Raw genomic sequence first — 24460 nt, 5'->3', positions numbered from 1 at the left:
GTTCGCTGGTCGGGGCGGTGTGCGCCGCCGTGGTCGCGGGCCTGCTGGTCGCCCCGCCGGCCACCGCGGCACCGTTGCGCGCCCAGGCCCAGCAGGAGCATCCGGTGCGCGGCGTACGCGTACCGGCGCCGGCGGCCCGGGTGACCGCGGCCCGCAAGACGCTGGTCCGCGACGCGGTGGCGCGCCCGCCGGTGTGGCCCGCGGCGACCACCGCCGAGGTCGCCCCCGCCCCGGCCCGGCTGTCCGCCGAGGACCACCGGCTGGGCGCCCGCCCGGTCGACGGCGTCGAGACGCAGCCCGTCCGCGCCGGGACGTCGCCGGTGTGGGTGCGTACCGGCGGCCGGGGCCAGGCCGGGAAGCTGCGGGTGCAGGTGTACGACCACGCCACCGCCCGCAGGGCCGGAGCCGACGCGGTGCTGCTGAAGGTGTCGGGGGTGACGGCCGCCGCCACGGTGGCCGTGGACTACTCGTCGTTCGCCGGCGCGTTCGGCGCCGACTGGGCGCAGCGCCTGCGGTTCACGGTGCTGCCGGACTGCGCGCTGAGCACGCCGGACCTGCCGCAGTGCGCGGGCCGGCCGGTCCCGACCCAGGCCGACCCCGCCGCGCGGACGGTCGCCACCCTGGTCGCCGCGAACCCCGCGACGGGTACGCTGCTGGGTCTGTCGGCCGGCGCGTCGGGCAACGCGGGCAGCTACGCCGCCACGCCGCTGTCGGCCTCGGCGACCTGGGGCGCGGGCGACAACTCCGGCGCGTTCACGTGGTCCTACCCGATGCGTACGCCGCCCGGACTGGGCGGCCCGTCGCCGGCACTGGCGCTGAGCTACTCCTCGTCCAGTGTGGACGGCCGGATGGCGGCCGGCAACAACCAGCCCGGCTGGGTCGGCGAGGGCTTCGACCTGGACGCCGGGTACATCGAGCGCAAGTACCGCGGCTGCGCCGAGGACATGACCGGCGGCAACAACTCCACCAAGACCGGCGACCTGTGCTGGGCGACCGACAACGCGACCCTGTCGCTGTCCGGGCACGCCGGCGAGCTCCTCGTCGACGGCTCGGGGGTCTGGCACCTGCGCTCCGACGACGGCACCCGGGTCGAGCGCCGGACCGGCGCGGCCAACGGCGCCCGCAACGGCGAGTACTGGGTGGCCACCACTCCGGACGGGACGCAGTACTGGTTCGGCGACCAGACCCAGTCGGCGCTGGCTGTGCCGGTCGCGGGCAACCAGGCCGGCGAGCCGTGCCACGCGACCGCGTTCGCCGACTCGTTCTGCGCCCAGGCGTGGCGCTGGAACCTCGACCACGTCGTGGACACCCACGGCAACACGATGCGGTACGCGTACACCAAGGAGACCAACAAGTACGCGCGGAACCTGAAGGAGACCGACCTCGCCGGGTACGACCGGGCGGCGTACCTGAACCGGATCGACTACGGGACGCGTACCGACCGGACCGAGACCGCGCCGATGCAGGTGCTGTTCGACACGTCGGACCGGTGCCTGGCCGACTGCGCCACCCACGACGGTACGCACTGGCCGGACGTCCCGTGGGACCAGGAGTGCACCGCGAGCCCGTGCCGCAACGGCGCGCCCACGTTCTGGACGACGCGGCGGCTGACGAAGGTCACCACGCGGACCGGCGGCGCCGACGTCGAGGCGTGGACGCTGACCCAGTCGTTCCCGAATCCCGGCGACGGCACCCGCGCGGGCTTGTGGCTCGACCGGATCTCCCACGTCGGCCTCGGCGGCGGCGTCACCACCCCGATGCCGGACGTCGTCCTCACCGGTACGCAGCTCAACAACCGCGTCGACACGACCACCGACGGCTACGCGGCGATGAACTGGTGGCGCATCAAGGACATCGACTCCGAATACGGCGGCCGGATCGAGGTGACCTACTCCGACCGCGACTGCGTGGTCGGCAGCCGCATGCCGGACCCGAACAACCTGGCCGCCAACCACCTGCGCTGCTATCCGGTGAAGTGGACGCCGGACGGCAAGACGAGCCCGATCCTGGACTTCTTCCACAAGTACGTGGCGACGACGATCACCGAATCGGACCTGACCGGCGGCGGTTCGCCGCGCAAGGTCACCGCTTACGACTACGTCGGCGATCCGGCGTGGCACTACACCGACGACGACGGGCTGATCACCCCGGACGACCGGACCTGGTCGGACTGGCGCGGCTACGCGACCGTACGCGTGACGGTCGGCGACCCGGGCGCGCAGACGTCGGCGGAGAACCGCTACTTCCGCGGCATGGGCGGTCAGCTGCCCGCGGCCGGAGCCGCCGCGGCGGTGACCGACGAGGACGCGTACGCGGGGATGATCCGGGAGAAGGTGACGTTCGACGGTCCCGGCGGGGCCGAGGTGTCGGGGGAGTCCTACAGCCCCTGGCAGTCCGACGCGACGGCCACCCGGACGATCGCGGGCAGCACCGTCTCTTCGCGACACGTCGGGGTCGCGGCGACCTACACGCGTACCGCGCTGGACGGCGGGCGCGGTGACCGGACCACCAGCCAGACCACCGGGTTCGACGGGTTCGGCGCGCCGGTGCGGGTCGAGGACCACGGCGACGACGCGGTCACCGGCGACGAGAAGTGCTCGCTGACCGACTACACCCGCAACCTGTCCGCGTGGATCGTCGCGACGGCCGCGCGTACGCGGACGTTCGCGGTGACCTGCGCGGCGGCCGACGCGGGCGGGCTGACCGACGCCGACGTGATCTCCGACGACCGGGTGTCCTACGACGGGCAGGTCTACGGGGCCGCGCCGGTCAAGGGCGACGTCACGACGACCGAGACGCTGAAGGGCTACAACGCCGGGCACCCGGACTACCTGACCGCGCGCCAGACCGCGGACGCGTACGGCCGGGTGGTCAGCAGCACCGACGTGCGCGGCAACGTGACGACCACCAGCTACACCCCGGCGGCGGGCGGCCCGGTGACGGCGGTCGGCACGACCCTGCCGCTCGGCTGGACGACCAGGGCGACCCTGCAACCGGCGTGGGGGAGCACGCTGACGCGGACCGACGAGAACCAGCGCACGACCGAGTGGACATACGACGGCCTCGGCCGCACCACCGCGGCATGGCTGCCCGGCCGGGACCGCTCGGCCTCGCAGACCCCGAACATGACCTACGCCTACCTGGTACGCGGCAACGCGCCGACGGTCCTCACGACGAGCCGGCTGAACGCGGCCGGCGGTTACGTGGTGTCGCGGTCGATCTACGACGGCCTGCTGCGCGTACGCCAGACGCAGACCGCCGACGCCGCCGGGGGACCGAACGCGGTACTCACCGACAGCTGGTACGACGCCGCCGGCCGGCCCACCCGGGTGACCGAGCCGTACCTGTCCACGCAACCGCCGGGCCCGGACCTGATCCGGTCGACCGACGTCATCCCGGTCGCGGGCGAGTCCGTGTACGACGGGGCGGCCCGGATCATCACCTCGATCCGCAAGGTCAACGTGCCGCCGGGCGGCAGCCCCGGCGGGGCGGAGCGGTGGCGGACCACGACCGCGTACGGCGGTGACCGGATCGACTCCACACCGCCGGCCGGGGACACCGTCACCTCGAAGGTGATGGACGTGCACGGCCGGACGGTGGAGCTGCGCCAGTACCACCCGGGCACGGCCGCGGGCTCGACCGACCGGGCCGGCTACGACCTGACCACGTACGCGTACAACAGCAAGGACAAGCTGACCCGGCTGACCGATCCGGCCGGGAACCACTGGGACTACACCTACGACCTGCACAACGACGTCGTGGCCGTCGACGACCCGGACAAGGGCCGCAGCCGGTCCACCTTCGACGCGTTCGGCCAGCAGGTCACGTCCACCGACGCGCGCGACGTGACCCTGGCGTACACCTACGACCAGCTCGGCCGGCGGACCACCGTCCGGGACGGCTCGGCCACCGGACCGGTACGCGCCCGGTGGACCTACGACTCGGTGGCCCTGGGCAAGGTGACGTCGTCGACCCGGTACGACGGCACCGACGCGTACGTGACCGAGACGCTCGGGTTCACCGCGGACTACCAGCCGACCAGCGTCCGGTACACGATTCCGGGCAGCACGGTGAACGGCACCTACACGTACTCCTACACCTACGGGCAGGACGGCTCGCCGCTGACCGAGCGGCTGCCGGCGGTCGGCGACCTCAAGCAGGAGACGCTGACGTACGGCTACGACGCCCTCGGCCAGGCCACGACCGTCCGCTCCGGATACGGGGTGGCGGCCGAGACCGACCTGGTCAAGCAGACGGCGTACACGTCGTTCGGCGAACTCGGCGCGTACACGCTGCGCAACAACAACGGCAACGTCGTGTCGGTCACCCGGACCTACGAGACCGACACCCGGCGGCTCGCCCAGATCTCGACGGCGAAGCAGACCTCGCCGACCGGCGTGGCCGACATCCGCTACAGCTACGACGACGCGGGCAACGTCGTCAAGGTCGCCGCCGTCTCCGACGTCGCAGCCGCCGACACCCAGTGCTTCCGCAGCGACCACCTGCGGCGGCTGACGGACGCGTGGACCCCGTCGACCGGCGACTGCACGGCCGCCCCGGCGGCGAACGGTCTCGGCGGCCCGGCCAAGTACTGGCAGTCCTACGGCTACGACCTGGCCGGCGACCGGACCACGCTGGTCGAGCACGCGACGGCGACCGGGGACCGGACCACGACCTACAGCGTCGCCGCCGGGAGCCACCGGCTCGACGCGACGCGTACCACCGACGGCGCCGGGACGGCGACCGCCGCCTGGGGCCACGACGCGGCCGGGAACACCACCACCCGGCCGGGCGGCGCGGGCTCGCAGACCCTCACGTGGGACGCCGAAGGGCATCTCGCGAAGGTCAGCGACCCCACGGGCCCGACGAGCTACCTGTACGACGTCGACGGAAGCCGGCTCGTGCGTACCGATCCGGCGGGGACGACGCTGTACCTGCCCGGGCAGGAGCTGCGGTTCGCCGGCGGGAACCGCACCGCCACCCGCTACTACGACCACGCCGGTACGCAGATCGGCGTACGCTCGTCGGCCGGCCTGACCTGGCTGTCCGGTGACCAGCACGGCACCGCCTCGATCGCGGTCAACGCCGTCACGCAGGCCGTCGCGACCCGGCGGGAGACCCCCTTCGGCCTGGTACGCCAGACCGGCGGCAGCTGGCCGTCCACGATGGACAAGGGGTTCGTCGGCGGCACCAACGACAACACCGGTCTCACGCATCTGGGCGCCCGCGAGTACGACCCGGGCACCGGCCGGTTCATCTCGGTCGACCCGGAACTCGACACGAGCGACCCGCAGCAGCTCAACGCGTACACCTATAGCAACAACAACCCGATCACCCTGTCGGATCCCGCGGGCACCAAGTGGAACTGGGGCAAGATCCTCAAGGTCACGGCGGTCGTGGTGGCCGTGGTGGCGGTGGTCGCCGTCGCGGCGGTCATGCCGGCCGCGATCCCGGCCATGGTCGCGGCGGCCGGCAACGCCGCCGGTGGCGCGGCGATGTTCGGCGCGACCGCCGGCATGGCCGCCACCGCGGGTCTCGCGGCGGCCGCCGGTGAAGCCGCCGCCGCGACCGCGGTCCTCGCCGGCAGCGGGGTCGTCGCCAGCACGATGTACATGGCGGGCAAGATCGTCAGCGGCTACGAGCAGGGCGACTACCCGTCCGGTCCGGTCACGCCCAAGTCACCCGCGAACCGCAACGCCTCGGGCGGGCGGACCAATCCCGACGGCCCGCTGCGCGAGGCGAACCCGGGACAGCCGGGCCGGCCGGACGGGCAGACGGTCATCAGCGGGCACGGCTCGCCGACCGGCAAGCAGACCGTGGCTCCCGAAGGGACCATACCGACCTTCTACGTCGAGCACGGCAAGATGCTGCCGGCGTCCCTGGGCAACGACATCGAGGCCGGCCGGGCGCCGGTCCTCGAGAAGTACCAGTACCAGCCGGGCCAGACCATGCCGGACTACTGGGTGCACCCGCACGACAAGCTGGAGCTCGAGGGCAACCCGTGGGTCATCGACGAGACGGGCGACCACCGGGGCGCCGTCCCGCTCTCCTCGATCATGCGCCCGCACATGGGCCCGATCCACCTCGCGTTCTGCCGCGGCAACGAGCCGCTGACCGTCGCCGACCTCCTGGCCGACCACGACCCCTGGGCGCGGCCGTCGGCGGCCGCCCCGGAACCGGCTCCAGTCCAGCGCGTCAAGCCGGGCTGGAACCAAGGCCACTCGCGCTTCCTGGGCATGGACTGACCTCCCGCCCGATTCCATCACCTGACCCGTCTCCTCATCCGGGGCGTCCGTCTGCCAGCGGGCGCCCCGACCCCCTGCGAGCAAGGAAGAGCATGCAGACAACCGCAGACCGCCGCCTGCTACGCCTGGCGGCGATCCTCGTCACCGCGTTCACGACCACGATGTTCCCGGTCGACCTCACACCCGCGCGGGCCGCGGCACCGGCCGTGCCCGCCTGCGCGGACACGCAGACCGGCGTCGCCGCGGCCACCACCATGGCCCAGGCCTGCCGGACGCGGGTGGAGATCCTCGACCAGCGTACCGAGACCAGCCAGACCTTCGCCCGGCCGGAAGGCGGCTACACCACCGAGGAATCGGTGGCTCCGCGCTTCGCGCACCGGCCCGACGGTTCCTGGACCCCGGTCGACACCGCACTGACGACAGTGGACGGTGCCCTGGCGCCGAAGGCCGGCGCCGTCCCCGTGACGTTCTCGCCCGGCGGCAGCGGCCCGGCCGCGACCGTCCGCTCCGGCGACAAGACCCTGTCCATCACCTGGCCGGGCGGGCCGCTGCCGGCACCCTCGGTGGCCGGGGACACCGCGACCTACGCGGACGTCCTGCCCGGGGTCGACCTCGCGCTGACCGCCACCGCGACCGGCTTCTCCGAGGTCCTTGTCGTCAGGTCGGCCCGGGCGGCCAAGCACCCGAAGCTCGCCTCCGTCCTGTTCGGACTGAACACCGGCGGTCTGACCACCCGGCCCGCCGACGGCGGTCTGGAGGCCACCGACGACCAGGGCCGCACCGTGTTCACGTCCCCGGCCCCGCAGATGTGGGACTCCGGCGACCAGGCGTCGGCCGGCGTACGGCGCCCGGCACGCCGGGCCACCATGCCGGTCCGCGCCGCCGCCGGGAAGCTCACCGTCACCCCCGACGCGGGCATGCTCGCCGCCGCGGACACCGTCTACCCCGTCTACATCGACCCGTCGTGGTCGGGCGGCCTGCGCAACAACAACTGGGCCATCGTCATGAGCAAGTACCCCGAGTCCTCCGGCCTGTCGCTGACCAGCGCCAGCACCAAGGGAGGCGCCGGGCACGGCCGGGTCTGCGACTACGACAGCAACGGCAACTGCCTGAGCACCACCTACGTCGTACGCTCCATGTTCCAGCTGGACACCAGCGGCATCCGGGGCCACCACGTGACCAAGGCGTCGTTCTTCATCAAGCAGCTGCACTCGTGGACGTGCAACCCGGCCAGCACCGCCAAGCTGTGGCACGTCGACAACGTCGGCAACTGGGAGAACTTCTCCAACCTCACCTGGAACTACTCCAACGACTGGAACAAGTTCCGCTGGTACGAGTCGACGACCGCCTGGGCGAGCCGGCGTACCGACAGCGCGTACGGGTGCTCGGGGCCGGGCGACGACGAGTTCGACGTGACCGGCTGGACCCGTGACGTCGCGGCGAACTGGGGCTGGTACCTGGGCCTGTCCCTGCGGGCCGACAACGAGAACGACACCAACCAGTGGAAGCGGTTCGACGCGGGCACCGCCCGGCTGGCCGTCGACTACGACGACCCGCCCACGGCCCCCAACTGGCTGCAGGTCGACGGGCGCGACTGCGTGCAGGGCGGCGGCCGGCCGGTGATCCCGACCGCGACGCCGCAGCTGTCGGCCCGCGCCTGGGACCCCGACGGCGACCAGATGCAGCTGTGGCTGGGCGCCCAGAAGTGGGGCGGCACGGCATTCGACGGTCCCTCGGTCGCCGGCTACCAGGACTGGGTCTCCAACGGCACCCGCGGCTACTGGACCACGTCCGCCCTGGACGACGGCGGGATCTACGCCTTCCGCGCCCAGGCCAACGACTACGGCAAGGGCGGCACCGGACCGGTGACGAACATGCCGGGCAACTGCGAGTTCGAGGTCGACCTCACCGACCCCGTCACCCCGACCGTCACCGGCGACGTCTATACCAACGGCTGCGACGCCTGCGGCGAGATCGGGCGTACCGGCACCTTCACCTTCCGCAGCTCACCCGACGTCACCCACTACCGGTGGGGCTTCGGCACCGCGACCATCGACACCTGGGCCACCCGCGCGGGCGACCCGGTGACCGTCACGTGGACCCCGCCGGAAGGCGCCACGCTGCAGCAGAACCTGGTCGTCGTCGCGGTCGACCGGGCCGGCCGGACCAAGGACAACTCGGCCGCGCGGTACCAGTTCACCGTCAAGCTGCCGCAGCCCGCCAAGGCCCAGTGGCCGCTCGACGACCCCGGCACCGGCCTGCAGAACGCCCAGAACCCGGGCGTGCTCGACCTGTCGCTCACCGGCGGCACCTGGCAGACCACCGGCCGCGTACCCGGCGGCACCGGCGCGCTGTCGTTCAACGGCACCAGCGACGCGGCCACCACCGGCCGGGTCGTCGACACCGCCAAGGGATTCTCCGCCGCCGCGTGGGTCAAGCTCGCCGACCTTGCGAGTACGCGTACGGCGCTCAGCCAGGACGGCGTACACAGCACGGGATTCCAGCTGCAGTACTCGATCGGTTGCAAGGGCTGGCAGTTCGTCGTCCCGAACTCCGACAGCGTGGTTCCCGGCCAGGCGGCGGCCTGCGGACCGGCGGCCCGGGCGAACGTCTGGACGCATCTCGCGGCCAGCGCCGACCCGGCCACCGGCACGATGACCCTCTACGTCAACGGGCAGAAGGCGGCCACCGCCCAGGCCCCGGCCGCCTGGTCGGCGACGGGCGCGTTCACCGTCGGGCGTACGCGCTGGGACGACGCCAACCGTGACTTCTGGAAGGGCGCCATCACCGGTGTCCAGGTCTGGGACCGGGTGATCAGCGCGAACGAGGCCGCGGTGGCCGCCGACGGGGGCAGCCCGGGGGAGTGGCACTTCGGCGAGCCCGGCAAGGGGCCGGCCCTGGACTCCTCGCCGTACGCGCACGACCTGACCTTCATCCCGAACGCCAACGTGCCCACGTCGGGTTCCGGCCAGACCGGTACCGGCCTGCAGCTCGACGGCACCGGGTACGCCGAGACCGGCCAGGTCCTCAACACCGACCAGTCGTTCACGGTCTCCGCCTGGGTACGCCTGCACCAGCTGCCGGCCGGCAACGCGGTGATCGTCAGCCAGGACGGCACCGTCAACAGCGCGTTCCACCTGCGGTACGCGAGCATCGGCGGTGGTGCGGGCAAGTGGGCGTTCACGTGCATCTCGCCGGACACCACCTCGCCGGCGATCGCCGACGCGCTGAGCGTCAACACCGTCGGCACCGGTGACCTGAACACGTGGCAGCACCTCGTCGGTGTCTACGACGCCGGGGCGGGGCAGCTGCGGCTGTACCTCAACGACGTCCTGCAGAGCACCGCCGCGTGCACGGTCGGCACGTCGGCCGGCAAGTTCGCGATCGGACGGTCGAAGTGGATGAACGGCATCGCCGACCGGCTGACCGGTGACGTCGACGAGGTCAAGGTGTACGCGAGCGCCGTACCGGCGGCGAAGATCCTCACCGTCGGCGGCTCCCGCACCGGCCAGGTACGCATGGACGGCACGACCAGCTGCGCGGCGATCCCGGCCGGCAACCCCGCCGACCCGCACGGCGTGATCATGTGGGGCTGCAACGGGGGCGACGAGCAGCGGTTCAGCTACGACCCCGACCGCCGTACGCTGTCCGCGCTGGGCAGCTGTGTCGAGGTCAAGGACGGCGTCGCCGCGAGCGGGACGCTGATCCGGATGGCCGCCTGCAACGGCACCGCGGCGCAGATCTGGACCTACGATCCGGCCACCCAGGCGTTCGGTGCCCTCGGGATGTGCCTCGACGTGCCCAACAGCGCGCCCAACCCGGGCGTGAGCCTGCAGCTGTACACCTGCAACGCCACCAACGCGCAGCGGTGGCGCCTGGGCTGACGGATCCTTCGCCGGTCCAAGCCGATCTCGGCCCGGGTGCGCCGCGCCCGGGCCGAGTCGCAGGTTCCGAGGGTTTCGTGACCGGGGCGTTATCGAATTCCGAGCCGCCCTCAGTCGAATATATAGATTTCGATGGTTGAGTTCCTCCTTTGTGGAGCCCGGATCCCCCCGTCCGGGTCCGCACTGGGAAGGAGCCCACATGTACGAGGACAACGACGCGTACGTACGCGCCGTGCACGACAAGGGCCTCAAGTTCGACCTGGCCACCATGTCCCGCCGCCGGATGCTCGCCGCCCTCGGCGGAGCGGGCCTGACGGCGGCCGTCGGCGGCCCGCTCGCCCTCGGCGACGCCACCGCCACCGCCGCGTGCGCGACCGAGGTCGAGTCGGAGACCGCCGGGCCGTACCCGGCCGACGGCAGCAACGGCCCCAACGTCCGGGTCCTGTCGGGCGTGGTGCGCAACGACATCCGCCCGTCGTTCGGCACCGCTTCCGGCACCGCCGCCGGCATCCCGCTGACCTTCTCGCTCACCGTGCTCAACCCGAGCTGCGTACCGCTGGTCGGCGCGGCCGTCTACGCCTGGCACTGCGACCGCGAAGGCCGGTACTCGCTGTACTCCAGCGGGGTCACCACGCAGAACTACCTGCGCGGCATCCAGGCCACCGACGCGGCCGGCAAGGTCAGCTTCACCAGCATCTACCCGGGCTGCTACTCGGGCCGCTGGCCGCACATCCACTTCGAGGTCTACCGGTCGCTGGCCACCGCCACCACCGCCTCGGGGCAGATCGTCAAGACCTCGCAGATCGCCCTCCCGCAGAACATCTCGCAAGCGGTCTACGCCACTACCGGGTACGCCCAGAGCGTCACCAATCTCAGCCGGATCAGCCTGTCCACCGACATGGTCTTCCGCGACGATCTCGCCGCCCGCGAGATGGCCACCGTCACCGGCAACACCGCCGGCGGGTACGCGGCCGCCCTGACCATCACCGTCCCGGCGTAGCCCACGAACGGGTCGCGTACGCGGGGGGAGTCCGCGTGCGCGACCTGCCCGGGATGGCGGTTTGTGCCGGATTTGTCCGACTCGCCGCCGGTGCGATGGATGGCTTGGCATCGTCCGGCGGCCTACGATGACCAAAGTGACCAGGCGGTTCACTTTGGGAGTGCTGTCCCCGTTCCTCGGCGGCTGGTACTTCGGCGGCATCCTGGCGGGCATCGCGCGTGCCGGCCGGTCGCTGGACGCCGGGGTCATCGCGATCCAGACCTCCGACGCCGGGACCGAGCAGACGGAGATCGACCAGCCACCCGAGGTCAGGCATCCGATCGCCTGGGACCACGTCTCGGGGTTCGTCGTCATCCTGAACGCCGCCGGACCGCAGTACCTGCTCGCCGCCCAGCAGGCCGGCAAGCCGGTGGTGACCGTTCCGCACGACGTCCCGGACCTGTCCTGCCCGGCGGTCCGGCCGGACAACCGGACCGGCGCCCGGGAAGCCGTCACGCACCTGATCGCCCACGGGCACACCAGGATCGCCTTCGCCGGCTACCTCGGCGCCAGCGACGTGCGGGAGCGCCTGGACGCGTACCGGCACACGATGCGGGCCCATGGACTGGAACCCGACCCGGCCCTGCTCTTCGAGGCGGCGGACAACCACGAGGGCGGTGGGGAACTGGCCGCGCGGCACATGATCGAGACCGGCGTCCGGTCCACCGCGGTGCTGGCCGGCACCGACGCCAACGCCGCGGGCATCATGCGCGTCCTGACCGCCGGCGGGCTGCGTCTCCCCGACGACCAGGCCGTCGTCGGGTTCGACGACCAGCGGATGGCGGCGTACCTCGATCCGCCGCTGACGACCGTCCGCCAGCCCGTCGAGATGCTCGGGTACACCGCCGCCACCGAACTGGTCCGCCTGATCCGCGGCGAGCGTCCGTCGCCCGCACCGCTGCACGTGCCGACCGGCCTGGTCGTCCGGGCCTCCTGCGGATGCGACCACGGCCACCGGGCCGGCACCCGGCCCGCCGACGCCGCCGGGCACCTCAAGGCCGCGCTCGCGCCGCTCATCGACGAGGTCGGGCTGGCCGCGGTCGCCCCGCACGTCGAGGTCCTCGCCGCGGCGATCGGCGGCGGCCCGGACCGTCCGACGGCTGCGCGGATCCACGCAGCCCTGCAGGGGCTGACCCAGGCAACCGGCCGGCCGGAGATCCTCATGGATCTCGTCAACACCGTGTCGGACTGCGGCACGGCGTCGGCGTCCGAGCGGAGTTCCGCGACGCCTTCCGCTGAACCTTCCGGGATCCCGATCGAATCGATGATGCGGGACATGATGCACACCCTCGGCCGCGCGCAGTTCCGCGACAGCGTCTACCTCCAGCGGACCCTCAGCCGCCAGTACGAGGTCAGCACGCAGCTGCTGCGCGCCCACCGGGAGGACCCGCGCCGACTGGCCTGGCTCGCGCGTACGCAGGCCCGGGCCGGCAGCCTCGGCCTGTGGACACCGGACGGGCAGGTGATGCTGGCCGGCGCGTACAGGAGGAATGGAGAGCCCGCGGACCAGCCGGCGCCGACGACGGCGGCCGCGTTCCCGCCGGCCGGCCTGCTGGCGGAGGCGAGCGAGCATCCGCAGGAGGTGGTCTTCGTCGTGCCGGTCAAGGTCGACACGAGCGACTGGGGCCTGCTCGCGGTGGTGGACCGCGCCGAGCAGGAGGTGGAGACCGGCCGCGAACCGATCAACCAGTGGGCCGCGCTGCTGGCGCACACGCTGGACTACGACCAGCTGGTGCAGGACCTGCGCAAGGGCAAGGACCAGCTGCGCACCGCGGCCCTGTACGACGACCTGACGGGTCTGCCCAACCGGGCGTTCTTCCTCGACCGGCTCCGCGAGGCGCTCGACCGCGACCGGCCGGCCGACGGCGGCCGGATCGCGGTGCTGTTCCTGGACCTCGACGGCTTCAAGGTGATCAACGACAGCCTCGGGCACACGGCCGGGGACGGGCTGCTGGTCCAGGTGGCCACGCGCATCACCGAGAACCTGCGCGAAGCCGACACGGCGGCCCGGTTCGGCGGCGACGAGTTCCTGATCCTGCTCGACGGCGTCGACCGCGTTCAGCAGGCCACCGACGTCGCGCGGCGACTGCAGGACAGCTTCTTCCAGCCGTTCCACGTGCAGGGCCACGACGTCGTCGTCACCGCCAGCATCGGCGTGGCACTGGCCGACCACCGGCGCGACGCGGCCGAGGACCTCGTCCGCGACGCCGACGTCGCCATGTACACGGCGAAATCGGCGATGAAGGGCTCCCACGCGATCTTCGACAGCTCGATGCGCGCCAAGGCGGTCAAGCGGCTGCAGATCGAGACGGAACTGCGCTGGGCGATCGAGCACGGCGAGATCGAGACCTACGTGCAGCCGATCGTCCACATGGCGACGGGCGAGGTCACCGCGTTCGAGGCGCTGGCCCGGTGGCGGCATCCCGCGCGCGGCCTGATCAGCCCGAACGACTTCCTGCCGGTGGCCGAGGAGACCGGCATGATCACCGAGATCGGCCGTCAGATCCTCACCGAGTCCGGCCGCCGGCTCGCGTCCTGGCGCGCGGCGACCGGCCGGGACCTGCGCATCAGCGTCAACGTGTCGCACAGCCAGCTGTGGACCCGGACGCTGGTGGGCCTCCTCGCCGACTGCCTGCGCGAGTCCCGGCTGGACGGTCGCTGCCTGGCGCTGGAGCTGACCGAGAGCGTCGTCATGCGCGACGTCACGCAGGCCCGCACGATCCTGACCGAGATCCACGAGCTCGGCTGCGAGGTCTACATCGACGACTTCGGCACCGGGTACTCGTCCCTGGAGGCGTTGCACCGGCTGCCCATCGACGCGCTCAAGATCGACCGCTCGTTCGTGTCGCGGCTGGGGTCGGACACCAAGAGTGACGACCTCGTCGGCTCGATGGTCCTGATGGGACGCAAGCTCGGCCTGCAGATCATCGCCGAGGGAGTCGAGACGGCCGATCAGCGCGACCGGCTGCTCGGCCTGGACTGCGGCTACGGGCAGGGATTCCTGTACGCGATGCCGTTCCCGGCCGACCAGGCACTGGAATTCCTGCGGCGCTGGCAGGGCTGAGGGCCCGCCGCTCAGCGGTTCGGCGTTCGCCGCCGATCGCGTGATCTGACCGCCGCCGCGAACGCCTCGACCGCGTCGACCACGGCTTCGAAACGCGGCGAGTGGTACAGGTCGAAGGCGTGGTGCGCGCCCTTCATCTCGGCGTACACGACGGGAGCGCTCGACACCCGGCGCAGGTGCTCGGCGAAGGTCCGGGCGTCCGCCTGCGGTACCAGCGTGTCCTTGTCCCCGTGGGCCAGGAGGAACGGGGGCGCGTCGGCCGTGACGTGCCACGCCGGCGCGGACTCGGGCGACCCGTCGAAGTACGTGCCGTACCAGGCGTTGAGCAGGACGGCGGCGCTGACCGAGGTGTCGGCGTGCTCGAACCCCGGCTGGTACGCGGGGTCGTTCGGGGTGAGCGCGGCCAGTGCCGCCATGTGCCCGCCCGCGGAACTGCCGGCGACGAACACCGTCGACGGATCGGCCCCGTACTCGTGGGCGTGCTCGCGTGCCCAGGCGATGACCTTCTTGAGGTCGATGAGGTGGTCGGGATGGCGGACCTGGGGTTGCAGGCGGTAGTTGGCGCTGATGCACACCCAGCCGTGGCCCGCGAGCCGGTAGAGCAGCGGAAGCGACTGGCTGTTCTTGTGCCCGCCGGAGTAGTGGCCGCCGTGCATGTGGATCATGATCGGCGCGCCGGCCGGCCGCGAGCGATGGTGGTAGACGTCGAGCAGGTTGCGCCTTCCCGCGTCGCCGTACGAGAGGCCGGCCACACGGCGGACGTCCGGACGGCGCCGGAAGAAGGGCAGGAACAGGACGCGGGCCAGCGGAAAGCGGCGGCGCAGGCCGGCCGCCAGATCGGGGTCGAGGGCGTCGCGCCAACCCGCGCCCAGGCCTTCGTCCACGGCGGACTCGATGCGGCCGCGATCACGCCAACCGCGACCGGCGACGACGGCCAGCCCCTGCGCTGCCGCCGCGGCCAGCGCGACGGTCGCCCAGGCGATCGGCGTATCGATGTCGCCCTCGCCGAACGCCAACGCCGTCGAGACCCCCAGCCACCAGATCGCGGCGAAGAACGGCAGCTCGTTGACGGCCAGACCGAAGAAGTAGCTCACCGTCGAGATCGGCCGCGGACGGCGTACCGGCATGAGGGCGAACAGGGTGCCTATCGCGACGCACCCCACGGTGAACATGTAGCCGACGGGCATGAGACCTCCCCTGGGACGGTGTGGCGGGCTCCGCCACTCTCCGCCACCGCCCGTGGTTGATCAAGGTGAACCTGCGCGACCCATTGTTAAGCGCCGGTTCACGATGCCGGCGGCCGACCTGATCGACGTCCGCCGACCGTCCTGGGCGGAACAAGATCCGCGTGCTACCGTCCACACTGGAACGATCACGTACGGCGGCGGATTCGACCGGTCCCCGGTCTCCGGCCCATGCGACCCGCGCCCGCCTGGTGCAGCGCGGCGCCCAGCTACCTGTCCCTGGCCCCGGGAGCGTGAACCGGGGCCAGGGACGACGGCGCTGACCGCCTGGTCGGCGGGAAGCCGCTCAGTTGACGGTCGTGTAGCAGCCGGGGCCGTTGGGGTAGTTGCCGAACGGGTAGCAGCCCCAGTTCGCGAACGTCGAGTAGATGCTCTTCACGCCGTAGACGGAGTACGCCCAGTTCGACGGCGTACCGCCGCAGCCGACGTGGACCGTCCACGGCGCGGTCACCCCCGACTTGCTGAAGACGCTCGTACCCGACGCCCAGCCCGATCCGCCGGCCGCCTGGATCCAGACGCCGACCACGGCTCCGCCCTGATTGCAGACCACGTCGCCGGAGACGGTGACGGACGCCGCGGCGGGAGCCGCCGGCAGGAGCGCGCTCGCCAGAGCCACCGCCGCCACGAGTACGCCGAGTCTCTTGCCTCGCATGGAGAACCCCCTTTGCTCGTCGAGCGCCGCCTTCCCGGCTGGGAGAAGGCCGGCTCGCTCGGTGTCCCGTCACGCTATGATGAGGCCGGAGTTCGATGTTGATCGATTGCAGGGCGGGGCTGCGGGTGCAACTACCGAGGTAGCGAACGGTGAAGATCGGTGCCAGAGGCAAGATCGGCTGGCTCCTGCGGGCGAACAGGACGCTGACCGATGTGCATCACAAGCTGAGGTCGGGCAAGGAATTCGCCCGGCTGTTTCGGGCCGACGGCGAATCCGCCCTGGCGCCTTCGCACATCACCCGTTGGGAGCAGGGCGGTATCGCGGTGAGCCGGGCGACCGTCCGGCGGTACGAACGGCTGCTCGATCTGCGTCCCGAGTCGCTGGTGACCGTCTGCGACGCGGTCGCCCGCACGGAGGTCGTACGCGAGGAGAGCGCCGACCCGCGTACCGGAGAAGAGCGCGAAAGGGACCTCAAGGAACTGCTGGACCGCGCGCTGTCCGGTGCCGTCATGACGGGGCTCGACTGGTCGTCGATGGCGGAGATCGTCCGGTCGACCCCGGGGCTGTTCCTGTTCCCGACGGAGAACTGGGCGTTGCTGACCGGCCGCCTGCTGGAGGAACTGGTCGTCTCCGATCATGCCGAATGGCTGCTGCGGCAGGAGGCCATGAGCAAGCTCCTGGAGCATCCGTACGCCGGTGTCCACGCCGTCCAGAGCTGCATCAGCCTGGTCGAGGACCGGGCCTCGGCCGCCGTGCTGGAACCCATGTCGCTGCTGGACGTCTCGGCGAGCCCGTCCGCGAACGCGTACATCCTGGGACAGTTGGCGAAGCCGGACGATCAGCGGGTCCTGTACGGCGCCGCGGTCGCCGCCCGGCAGAAGCTGTTGCGCGGGCATTTCGACGCCGCCCAGGTGCGCGGCCTCCTGGCCGCCGCCGCGCAGCGGATGAAGGAGGGTGCCGCCGGTGACACGCTGACCAGCCTGCGACTGCTCGTCCAGGGCGTACGCGAACCGCCGCCGAGAACCCACGTGGCGGAGATCAGTACGCGCGTCGCGTTGCAGGTGCACGGCGCGATGGCCGCCGAGCGGGAGGATCCGCTGCTGGTGGAGATGATCGACGAGGCGCTGTTCGGGATCGAGTCCGACGCCCGGATGGTCGCGGCGATGTGCCTGGCGGCGACGCCGTACCGGGCGCACGTCGGAACGGCGTTGCTGGCCGAGATCCAGGCCGGGCTGGTCGGGCGCGACGAGGACTTCCCCCGCCGGGCGCTGCGTACGCTGACGACGCTCGCGGTCGACGTCCACCGGCCGCTGATCCTGCGCATCCTGACGACGCCCGGGTTCAACGCCGGCGTACGCGAGGCGGCCGCCTGGGCATTGCCGCACTGCGCCGGGCGCTATGCGGAGACCACCTGGCGAGGACTGCTGGCGGCCTACGGCGGTGCGTGGCGCCGTACGCCGTCGGATCATCTGGGCCGCGTACTGCACGGGATCGCTTACGGCATCGGCACAGACGACTACCACGGCCTGACCGAGGAGATCCGCACGGATCCGTCGCTGCCCCTGGTGGCCCGGCGAACCGCCGGCTGGCTGGGACGCACGAGGCGCGCAGGCTGAAAGACGCCTCCTCATGCGGCCAGGGCGGTGGTGGGCGACAGGCGCGCGGCTCGGATGGCCGGGTGGATTCCGGCGATCCCGCCGACGCAGACCGTGGCGGCCAGCCCCGCCGACACCGCCCACCACGGCACGGTGGCCGGCCAGGACTGGAGCGCGGCGTACCCGTGGATGACCAGCGTGCCCAGGGCGGTGCCGGCGGCGCCGCCGAGGAGGGTGAGCAGCAGGGACTCGGTGAGGAACTGCAGGCGGATGTGCCCGCGGCGGGCACCGAGCGACCGGCGCAGGCCGATCTCCGCGCGGCGTTCGAGGACGGAGATGAGCATCGTGTTGGCGACGCCGATGCCGCCGACGAGCAGGGCGACGGCGCCGAGGCCGAGCAGGAGGGCGTTGAAGGCGTGTTCGGTGGCGAGCTTGGCGACGAGCGCGTCGGAGGGGCGCGAGACGATGGTCTCGTACGGGGTGACCGGGTCGGCGGTGGCGGCGAGAACGTCGCGGACGGCGACCACCTGCTGATCGGTCGCGCGCAGGTACACTTTGGACGGATGCCGGCCGCTGCCCAGGTACTGTCGCGCGGCCGGTACGCCGATCAGCGCGGCGCTGTCGAGTTCGGGCGTGAGCGGGACCGGTCGCAGTACGCCGACCACGGCGAACGACCGGCCGCCCAGGACGAGCAGGACGGCGGGTGACGGGGCGGTGATGCCGAGGCGCCGGGCGGCGTCGGCGCCGAGGACGACGGCCGGATAGGCGGCGGTGGCCGCGTTGAGCCAGCTGCCCTGGGCGATGCGAGCGCCGGTGACCTGCGGCAGGGTGAGGTCGGCCGCGTACGCGATGATCCCGTTGGTCTGCTCGGCCGGCACGTGGTCGTTGCGGTAGACGTGGACGCTGTCGGGCAGCTTCGAGACGGCGGCCGCGAGCGTCACCGGGCCGATGCGGCGGATCATCGCCGTCGCGGTGTCCGGCAGCTGGTCGCCCTCGACGGTCAGCAGGTTGGTGCCCAGGGAGTCCAGCGTCTTCTGCACGTGTGCCTGGCCGGACGCGGAGATGCCGACGACCGACAGCATCGCGGCGATCCCGATGGCGATGCCCAGGGCCGACAGCACCGCTCGCAGCGGGCGCGTACGCAGGCCGGAAACGCCTACCCGCAACAGGTCCGCGGGGCTCATGCGGTCACCTCGCCGTCGCGTACCTCGATGCGGCGCGGCAGCCGGGCGGCCAGTTCCCGGTCGTGGGTGATGATCAGCACGGCGGTTCCGGCCGCGTTCAGCTCCCGCAGCAGCGCCACGATCGCGGCGCCCGCGGCCGAGTCCAGGTTGCCGGTCGGCTCGTCGGCCAGCACCAGCGGGGGCCGTCCCACGATCGCGCGGGCGATCGCGACACGCTGCTTCTCGCCGCCCGACAGCTGGTCGGGCCGGTGATCGACGCGGTGGGCCAGGCCCACCCGGTCCAGTGCCGCCGCCGCCCACCTCCTTCGCTCCCTGAGGGGTACGCCCCGGTAGAGCAGCCCGTCGGCGACGTTGTCGACGGCGCGTACGCCGGGCGCGAGGTGGAACTGCTGGAAGACGAACCCGATCGTCGTGGCCCGCAGATCCGACAGCTTCCGGTCGGGCAGGTCGGCCACGTGGTGCCCGGCGACGGTGACGCGGCCGCTGGTGGGGCGGTCGAGCGTGCCGATCAGGTGCAGGAGTGTCGATTTGCCCGAGCCGCTCGGGCCGACGATGGCGGCCAGTTCGCCCTCGTGCAGCGTCAGGTCGGCGTGGCGCAGCGCCGTCACACCGCCGGGATAGGTCTTGGTGACGTCGCTCAGTTCGACGAGGGTCATTGGGCCATCCCCACCGTCTGGCCTTCGGAGATCGGCCCGTTCACCTCGACTTTTCCGCCCGCGAAGAGCCCGGTGCGGACGGCGACGACGCGGCTGGTCGTCCCGTCGACGATCTCCAGCCCGTAGCCGCCTTCGGCCAGCGCCAGTAGGGCGCCGACGGGGACCGCCAGCACGTCGTCGCGGCGGGCGGCGACGAGGCGTACCCGGACGGGACCTTCCTGCGCGTCGGCCGCGTCGAAGGCCACGACGGCTTCGACGATCGGCTCCTGACCGCCCTGGTCGGCGGGCGTGCGCACCGACTGCACCACGCCGCCGATCTCGGCGCCGCCGGGCAGGGCGACGGTCACGTTCGTGCCCGCCTTCGCGAGCGCCTCCTCGCGCGCCGGGACCTCGGCCGTCACGAGCCGCGTCGTGCCGGTGTAGGTCAGCACCGGACCGGCCGCGGTCTGCCCGGGGTGCAGCAGTTGCGCGTCGACGCGGATCGGGCCGTGCGCGTAGAAGACCCGGCCGAGGTCCACCACGCCCGTCTCGGGTACGCCGAGATCGTGCTGCCAGTGGCGTACCGCCGCGGCGGTCTGGACGGTGAACGTGTCGTCCGCGCTGAAACCGTTGTAGCCGAGCGCTTTCAGGTTCTGCTCGAACTGGCGTACGTCGCGGCCCTGGGACGGGGTGACTGCGGGTGTCGCGGGTGGACCCGGCACGGCCGCCTTTCCCGCGTTCAGCTCCCGGTACGCCGGAACGTCGCCGTACATCAGCACGACCGGGGTGTCGTCGACGCGGAACACGGTCTGTCCACGCTGGACGGTCGATCCGATCGGGGCCAGGGCCGTGATCGTGCCGGGCAAACGGCTCTCGGCCCCGGTCGGCGGCCCGTACGCCAGCTTCCCGTTCACGGTGACGACGTCGGTCAGGGTCTCCCGGGTGATGGTCGTGGTGGCGATCGGCTCGCGCTGGGCGGCGGGCGTGCCGGTGCCGGGTCGCCACAGGACGGCGATCGTGACGGCCAGGGCGGCGGCGAGAACCACGGCCCCGACGGTGATACGCGTCCTCACCGGTTGCTTCCGCCGTTGGCCGGATCGTCGTAGAGGTAGCGGCAGGCGTCCTCGGCCGCACGGTACTCGGGTGTGTACCAGGCATCCGGATCGGTCGCGTAGTGCACCATGCCGTGCGCGTCGGGCTCGGGTACGACGATGCCGCGCTTGCGCAGGCAGTCGTCGAACTTGGCCTCCTTGGCCAGGTCCTTCGGGTCCATCTTCACCGGCCACGTCGTCGGCAGGTACTGCTTGCACTTCGGCAGGTTCGCCGACGGGATGTACCAGTCGCCCTGGCGCTGCGAGGACAGCTGCAAAGGCCTGCCCTCCACCGGGTCGGGGATGGTCTCGCCGAGCGCGTTCATGCAGCGGGTGAAGCGCAGCGCCTTGTCGTAGTCGGTCTCGGCCTTCGAAGGGGTGGGGGAGGGGACGCCGGCCGCCGTGGCGGTCGGCTGGGCGGCCGTGGCCACCCGCGGCTGCTGCGGCGCGCTGGAGCAGCCGGCGACCGCGGCCAGCGCCACGGCCGCGCACAGGACGAACACACAAGGGCGGTACACCGGTCGACTCCTTCAGTCTGTGGTCTACCGGTACACACGCAGCCGCGAGCCGGGACGCTGCTCGGCGTGGGAAGATTTCTCTCAGGGGATCAGGGTGGGCCCGGCGGCCAGGCCCGCCAGACTCTCGGCCGTGAACGGCAGGCCCGTCAGCGGCGGTTCGTTGTGCGGGTTCGTCGCCACGTACCACGTGTTCGCGTCGCCGCCGTCGGCCGCGACCTGGTACGCGCGGATGCCCTGGCTCGCCGTCACGACCAGGTAGCCGCCGCTCAGGTACCGGGTCGCCGACAGGACCGCGCCCGTGCCGGGGCCGGCCGCGGTGACCACACGGACCGGTACGCCGCCGACGGTCACCATCCGGCAGCCGGAGATCGTCGAGCCCTCGATGCCGAGGCCGAGATCGGTCGCGCACGGGTCCTTCGGGGCCGCCAGATCGGTGCCGTAGAGGACGCCGACGACGCCGACCCGGTTCTGGTCGCGAACGCGTACGGCAACGACGGCACGGAATCCGCCGCGGGCGTCCGTGCGCACCGTGTACGCCGCCGCGGCCGGGATCTCCAGGCCTTCGAGGGACATCGGCGCGGCCCGGTATCCCGGCGGCACGGCGCGGATCAGCGCCCCGGCGATCGGCCCCGATCGGCTGGCCAGCACCGTCAGGGAGGGTGCCTGCGCGGCGGGCGTCGGCGTGACCGTGGCGGACTGGGCGGCCGGCGTCTCGCGTACCGGATGCCGGGGAAGCTCGCGCGCGACCAGCGAGCCGCCGCCGGCCAGCGCCAGCACCACGAGCGCCGTCGTGGCCGCGCGCCGGCGGGCCGAGCGTTTCGCCGCGCGCAGCACCAGGGCGCTGGGCCGCAGCGGCGGCTCGGGCATCTCGCGCAGGGGCTCGAAGACGTCCTTCATCGCAGCATCAGCTCCACGAGGTCGTCGCCGAGCGCCGCCCGCAGGTCGGCCAGCCCGCGCGACGCCTGGCTGCGCACCGTGCCCGCGGAGCAGTCGAGCAGGTCGGCGACCTGCTCGACGGACAGGTCCTCCCAGTACCGCAGGACCAGCACCGCGCGCCGCCGCTTGGGGATCCGGTTCAGCGCCGCGAGCAGGATCTCCCTGTCCGCGGAGTACGCCGCCGCGGCGACCGGGACGTCGAAGACGCCGCTGCCGGGACCCGTGGCGTGTTCGCGGTGCCACGGCCGGCGGCGGTCGTCGAGGAACGCGCGCAGCAGGGTCTGGCGGACATATCCGTCCAGCGCCTCGTGCCGTTCGAGCCGGGGCCACGCCCGGTAGAGCTTCGTGAACGCGATCTGGGTGAGGTCCTCGGCCAGATGCCAGTCGCCGCACAGCACGTAGGCCGTCTTGCGGACCGCGGCCGCCCGCGCCTCGTAGTACGCGACGTAGTCGGCATCGGCCCGGCGCCGGCCGAACCCCAGGAAGGACACGCCCCAAGAGTGCCACGGCCGCCGAAAACGCGTGTACGCGCGGCGGCCGCGACCGCTACCATCGTCGGCGACCCTGTTCCCGACCTTGGGGGCTGCGAGCAGTGCTGTGACAGATCGCTGAGCCGAACCTCCCGGACGCACCTCCGCGTGCCCACCGGCGTCGCGCTTTCGCGCTGGTACGCCTCCTCAGCGATCTCGCCCCACCGGACCCGGCCGTCGCCGTGCCGGACGCGGGGCCCTGCCCTTGGGAAGGGACACACTTTGCTGCGCGCACACCATCTCAGTAAGAGCTTCCACAGCCGGCCGCTGTTCTCCGACGTGTCGTTCATCCTCGGCAAGGGCGAGCGCATCGGTCTCGTGGGTCCCAACGGGGCCGGCAAGTCGACGCTGCTGCGCCTGCTCGTCGGCGCCGAGGCACCGACGTCCGGCCGGGTGGAGACCGCCCCCGGTACCACCATCGGATTCCTGCCGCAGCAGGTCGTCGAGCCCGGGTCCACGGTGGGGGACGTGCTCGCCGAGGGACTGGCCGAGATCAACGCCGCCGCCGCGCGGATGCGGGAACTCGCCGACCAGGTCGCGGCCGGGGACACCGACGCCCTGGCCGACCTCGCCGAGGCCCAGGAGCGCTGGACCGACCTGCGCGGCTGGATGGCCGACAGCCGGCTCGCCGAGGTACGCGGCCGCCTCGACATCGACCACCTCGCCGACGACCAGCCGATGATCCACCTCAGCGGCGGCGAGCAGGCCCGCGTACTCCTGGCCGCGATCCTGCTCGCGCGGCCGACCGTGCTCATCCTGGACGAGCCCACCAACCACCTTGACGAGGAGGGCATCCGGTGGCTCGGCGACTACCTGGAGCGCTTCGACGGCGCGGTCCTCGTCGTCACCCACGACCGGGCGTTCCTCGACCGGACCGTCCACCGCGTCTTCGAGCTCGACGGCGTACGCGAGCAGTTGCAGACCTACACCGGCGGCTACTCGGAGTACCGCGTGGAGCGGGCGCGGCGGTGGGAGGCGGCGCTGCTGGAGTTCGAGGCGCAGGAGAAGTACCGGCGCCAGATGGTGGACGGCATCGCCGAGATCAAGCAGCGGGCGCTGACCAAGGAGCTGTCCTCGACCAACGACCGGACCCGGCGCCACGCGAAGATGATCGCGCGCAAGGCGATCATGCGGGAACGGCGGCTCGACCGGCAGATGCGCTCCGCCGAGTGGCTGGTACGCCCGGAGACCCGGCCGCGACTCGTGCTGGCGTTCGACGGCGCACCGTCGGCCGAGGAGGTCGTGCTGCACGCGGAAGGGCTGTCGGCCGGGGTGGACGGCGTACCGCTCATCCGCGACGCTGATCTCGTCGTCCGCGGCGGCGACCGGATCGTGCTGAGCGGACGCAACGGCGCGGGCAAGACGACCCTGCTGCGTACGCTGGTGGGGCAGGCGGCGCCGCTCGGCGGGACCGTGCACCTGGGCGCGCCTGTCGCGTTGCTCCCGCAGACCCACGACGAGCTGCGTACCGGGCAGGCGGCGATCGACTTCTTCCGGTCGCGGGTGCCGATGTACCTCGACGACGCCGAGCAGCTGCTGCAGGGCTATCTGTTCACCTTGGACGAACTGGCCCTGCCGATGCGGTCCCTCAGCGCCGGGCAGCTGCGCCGGCTGCTGCTCGCGGTCATGGTGAACAGCCAGGCGCGGGTGCTGCTGCTCGACGAGCCCACCAACTACCTCGACTTCGACTCGCTCGACGTCGCGGAGGAGGCGCTGCGCGCGTACCCCGGCACGCTGATCATGGTCACGCACGACCGCCGGTTCGCCGAGAACGTCGGAGTCACCCGGCACCTGCACGTAGCCGAGGGCCGGCTCACGGAAGCGGAGCCGGCCGCCGTGTGAC

14 protein-coding genes are annotated in these 24460 nt (G+C 72.2%); 6 read left to right on the top strand and 8 right to left on the bottom strand.

The features are described 5' to 3' along the window. Positions 1-17: 17 nt before the first annotated feature. The 4 genes from G401_RS58235 to G401_RS52305 all read left to right on the top strand — a co-directional run bounded on the left by G401_RS58235 (position 18) and on the right by G401_RS52305 (position 14232). Positions 18-6245 carry a putative adhesin gene (locus tag G401_RS58235; RefSeq protein ID WP_051366085.1) on the top strand — a complete coding sequence of 2076 codons (6228 nt, stop codon included), beginning with the start codon at positions 18-20 and terminating at the stop codon, positions 6243-6245. Positions 6246-6337: 92 nt separating this feature from the next. Then, positions 6338-10129 carry a LamG-like jellyroll fold domain-containing protein gene (locus G401_RS0103670; protein WP_027341439.1) on the top strand — a complete coding sequence of 1264 codons (3792 nt, stop codon included), beginning with the start codon at positions 6338-6340 and terminating at the stop codon, positions 10127-10129. A gap of 199 nt (positions 10130-10328) precedes the next feature. Further along, positions 10329-11129: a dioxygenase family protein gene (locus G401_RS0103665; RefSeq protein WP_027341438.1), complete on the top strand. Its 801-nt coding sequence runs from the start codon at positions 10329-10331 to the stop codon at positions 11127-11129. Positions 11130-11265: 136 nt separating this feature from the next. Further along, complete coding sequence (locus G401_RS52305) at positions 11266-14232, top strand: EAL domain-containing protein (protein ID WP_169734142.1); 2967 nt, start codon at positions 11266-11268, stop codon at positions 14230-14232. Positions 14233-14243: 11 nt separating this feature from the next. Here the strand turns inward: G401_RS52305 and G401_RS0103655 are convergent, their stop codons facing one another. Together G401_RS0103655 and G401_RS0103650 are read right to left on the bottom strand one after the other, a co-directional pair. Next, entirely contained in the window at positions 14244-15419 is a 1176-nt protein-coding gene (locus G401_RS0103655) for an alpha/beta hydrolase (RefSeq protein WP_027341437.1), read from the bottom strand. A 343-nt stretch (positions 15420-15762) separates the two neighbouring features. Further along, positions 15763-16128, bottom strand: a complete 366-nt coding sequence (locus G401_RS0103650) for a hypothetical protein (protein ID WP_027341436.1) — start codon at positions 16126-16128, stop codon at positions 15763-15765. 149 nt (positions 16129-16277) lie between these two features. Here G401_RS0103650 and G401_RS0103645 point away from each other — a divergent pair, with 149 nt between their 5' ends. Next, a complete protein-coding gene (locus G401_RS0103645) occupies positions 16278-17744 on the top strand; it encodes a hypothetical protein (protein ID WP_027341435.1) in 1467 nt (488 codons plus the stop codon). 11 nt (positions 17745-17755) lie between these two features. Here G401_RS0103645 and G401_RS0103640 read toward each other — a convergent pair whose 3' ends face one another. The 6 genes from G401_RS0103640 to G401_RS0103615 all read right to left on the bottom strand — a co-directional run bounded on the left by G401_RS0103640 (position 17756) and on the right by G401_RS0103615 (position 22578). After that, complete coding sequence (locus G401_RS0103640) at positions 17756-18907, bottom strand: ABC transporter permease (RefSeq protein ID WP_027341434.1); 1152 nt, start codon at positions 18905-18907, stop codon at positions 17756-17758. After that, a complete protein-coding gene (locus G401_RS0103635) occupies positions 18904-19563 on the bottom strand; it encodes an ABC transporter ATP-binding protein (protein ID WP_027341433.1) in 660 nt (219 codons plus the stop codon). Before G401_RS0103635 ends, G401_RS0103640 begins: the two co-directional genes overlap by 4 nt. Further along, a complete protein-coding gene (locus G401_RS0103630) occupies positions 19560-20615 on the bottom strand; it encodes a peptidoglycan-binding protein (RefSeq protein ID WP_027341432.1) in 1056 nt (351 codons plus the stop codon). The genes G401_RS0103635 and G401_RS0103630 overlap by 4 nt, the downstream gene beginning before the upstream one ends. Next, positions 20612-21151: a hypothetical protein gene (locus G401_RS0103625; protein WP_157545277.1), complete on the bottom strand. Its 540-nt coding sequence runs from the start codon at positions 21149-21151 to the stop codon at positions 20612-20614. The genes G401_RS0103630 and G401_RS0103625 overlap by 4 nt, the downstream gene beginning before the upstream one ends. Before the next feature lie 81 nt (positions 21152-21232). Then, complete coding sequence (locus tag G401_RS0103620) at positions 21233-22048, bottom strand: hypothetical protein (RefSeq protein ID WP_027341430.1); 816 nt, start codon at positions 22046-22048, stop codon at positions 21233-21235. Continuing rightward, entirely contained in the window at positions 22045-22578 is a 534-nt protein-coding gene (locus G401_RS0103615) for a SigE family RNA polymerase sigma factor (protein ID WP_064741674.1), read from the bottom strand. The genes G401_RS0103620 and G401_RS0103615 overlap by 4 nt, the downstream gene beginning before the upstream one ends. A 261-nt stretch (positions 22579-22839) precedes the next feature. On the opposite strand from G401_RS0103615, the gene G401_RS43215 reads away from it, so the two are divergent. Next, positions 22840-24459, top strand: coding sequence for an ABC-F family ATP-binding cassette domain-containing protein (locus tag G401_RS43215; protein ID WP_034590638.1), 1620 nt, complete (start codon positions 22840-22842; stop codon positions 24457-24459). The last annotated feature ends 1 nt before the right edge of the window (position 24460 follow it).

Origin of the sequence: Hamadaea tsunoensis DSM 44101 (assembly GCF_000428945.1) — a bacterium.
Taxonomy (GTDB): domain Bacteria; phylum Actinomycetota; class Actinomycetes; order Mycobacteriales; family Micromonosporaceae; genus Hamadaea; species Hamadaea tsunoensis.
Note: the sequence above shows the minus strand (reverse complement) of the source record. Positions and strands in the feature narration are given on the sequence as shown.

Bases quoted from the DNA above. Each gene is read 5' to 3' on its own strand.
- G401_RS0103670 (WP_027341439.1), top strand. From the start codon at position 6,338: ATGCAGACAACCGCAGACCGCCGCCTGCTACGCCTGGCGGCGATCCTC.
- G401_RS0103665 (WP_027341438.1), top strand. From the start codon at position 10,329: ATGTACGAGGACAACGACGCGTACGTACGCGCCGTGCACGACAAGGGC.
- G401_RS0103655 (WP_027341437.1), bottom strand. From the start codon at position 15,419: ATGCCCGTCGGCTACATGTTCACCGTGGGGTGCGTCGCGATAGGCACC.
- G401_RS0103650 (WP_027341436.1), bottom strand. From the start codon at position 16,128: ATGCGAGGCAAGAGACTCGGCGTACTCGTGGCGGCGGTGGCTCTGGCG.
- G401_RS0103640 (WP_027341434.1), bottom strand. From the start codon at position 18,907: ATGAGCCCCGCGGACCTGTTGCGGGTAGGCGTTTCCGGCCTGCGTACG.
- G401_RS0103635 (WP_027341433.1), bottom strand. From the start codon at position 19,563: ATGACCCTCGTCGAACTGAGCGACGTCACCAAGACCTATCCCGGCGGT.
- G401_RS0103620 (WP_027341430.1), bottom strand. From the start codon at position 22,048: ATGAAGGACGTCTTCGAGCCCCTGCGCGAGATGCCCGAGCCGCCGCTG.